The organism is Actinomycetota bacterium (genome assembly GCA_005774595.1).
In the GTDB taxonomy this organism is placed as follows: domain Bacteria; phylum Actinomycetota; class Coriobacteriia; order Anaerosomatales; family D1FN1-002; genus D1FN1-002.
The window spans coordinates 1-2,279 of the sequence record VAUM01000310.1; the positions used below are offsets into that span (position 1 = coordinate 1).

The following is a 2,279-nucleotide window of genomic DNA, read 5'->3' on the forward strand; positions in this document are numbered from 1 at the left end:
GTACGACACGGAGACGCTCCAGCCGCTGCGGCCGGGCTACGTGTCCACGGTCGACTCGGGCAACCTCGCCGGCCACCTGCTCGTGCTGCGCATCGGCCTGCTCGAGGCCACCGAGGCGCCGCTGCTCGGCCCGCAGCTGCTCGACGGCATCGCCGACACCGCGCTGCTCGCGCTCGATGACCTCACGAGCGGGAGCGCCGGGCTCGCCGGCGCCGAGGCGGCCGGCCCGCTGCGCGCCGACATCGACGAGCTGCGCCGGCGGGTCACGATCGAGCCGGCGCCCGAGTCGCTCGGCGAGTGGCTCTCCCTGCTCTCGTCGCTCGACGCGATCGCGGAAGGGCTGCCCGCCCGATTCGAGGACGTGGCGGCCGCGGTGCCCGATGCGGACGCATCGGACGCCGGCGCGCTGGCCCGCGTCCGCGCGTCCGTGAACGCGGTCGTCGCGAGCGTGCGCGGCCCGCTCCGCGACGTGTCCGCGCACGCGCCGTGGGCGCACCTGCTCACCGACGTGCCGCCCTCGCTGCGCTCGTGCCCGCAGTACGGCGCGCTGTGCCCGCTCATCGAGCACACGCCGTCGCTCGTGGGCCTGGCCGAGGGGCTCGATGCGGCGCTGACGGCGCTCGACGACGTCGCCGCCGATCCGCCCGGCGACGACGAGACCGCCTGCAGCCGTGCGGCCGAGTGGGCCTCGACCGTGGCCGACGGCATCCGCGCCGCGCGCCCGGGCTGCGTGCACGCGCTCGCGTCGGCCCGCCTGCAGGCCGAGATCGCGCGCGAGATGTGGGAGCACACCGACTTCCGCATGCTCTACGACCCGAGCCGCCAGCTCTTCTCGATCGGCTTCAACTCGTCGGAGGGCAAGCTCGACAACTCCTTCTACGACATGCTCGCCTCGGAGTGCCGGCTCGCGTCGTTCCTCGCCGTGGCGAAGGGCGACGTGCCGCAGGACCACTGGTTCCGCCTCAGCCGTCAGCTCGCGCAGGCCGGGAGCGGGCACGCGCTCGTGTCGTGGAGCGCGAGCATGTTCGAGTACCTCATGCCGCTGCTGGTCATGCGCACTTGGCCCGAGACCCTGCTCGACGAGACGTGCCGCGCCGTGGTGCGCCGCCAGATCGAGTACGGGAAGCAGCGCGAGGTGCCGTGGGGGATCTCGGAGTCGGCGTTCAACGCCAAGGACGCCGACCTCACCTACCAGTACCAAGCGTTCGGCGTGCCGGGCCTGGGCCTGAAGCGCGGGCTGTCAGACGACGTCGTCGTCGCTCCGTACGCCTCCATGCTCGCGCTGCAGGTCGACCGGCCCGCGGCGCTCGCCAACCTCGAGGCGCTGCGCAAGCGCGAGGCGCAGGGCTGGTTCGGCTTCTACGAGGCGGTCGACTACACGCCCGCGCGCATCCCGGCCGGCGCCAGGCGCGCGATCGTGAAGGCGTACTTCGCCCACCACCAGGGCATGGGCTTCGTCGCGCTGGCCGGCGAGTTGTCGGAACACCGCATGCGCGAGCGGTTCCACGCCGACCCGATGGTGCGCTCGGCCGAGCTGCTGCTGCAGGAGCGCGTGCCTCGCCACCCGCAGCTCGCCCGCCCGCACACCGAGGAGGTCCGCTTCGTGCGCTCGGTGCGCGAGCTGCCGCCCGCGCTCGACCGCTCGTACGGCTCCGTCGACACCTACACGCCGGCCACGCACTTCCTGTCCAACGGCAGCTACTCGGTCATGGTCACGAACGCGGGCGGTGGCTACTCGCGCCGTGGCGACATGGCGGTCTCGCGCTATCGCGAGGACGTCACGCGCGACTGCTGGGGGACGTTCTTCTTCGTCCGCGACCTCGACACCGGCGAGGTCTGGTCGCCCGCGCACCAGCCCGTCGGCTCGCCGTGCGAGGACTACCGCGCGACTTTCTCGGAATCGAAGGCCGAGTACTGGCGCCGAGACGCGGAGCTCGACACCCACTGCGAGGTCGTCGTCTCGCCCGAGGACGACGCCGAGGTCCGCCGCGTCACCTTCTCGAACCGGTCGCGCACGCCGCGCCGGCTCGAGGTCACCTCGTACTTCGAGGTCGCGCTCGCCCCGCAGGCGGCCGACCAGGCGCACAAGGCGTTCTCGAACCTGTTCGTCGAGACGGAGGCGCTGGCCGACCTGCACGCGGTGCTGTTCTCGCGCCGGCCCCGCTCGGCGGCCGAGGCCCGCCCGTGGGGCTTCCACGTCGTGGCCTGCGAGTCCGGCGGCGCGTGCGACTGGTCCTGCGAGACCGACCGCGCCCGCTTCATCGGACGGCTGCGCCAGG

The 2,279-nt window shown here is 73.3% G+C and carries 1 protein-coding gene; it reads left to right on the forward strand.

The genetic code is table 11. The features are described 5' to 3' along the window. The coding region (locus FDZ70_09490) for a cyclic beta 1-2 glucan synthetase (GenBank protein TLM69755.1) at positions 1-2,279 on the forward strand (2,279 nt) is incomplete at both ends.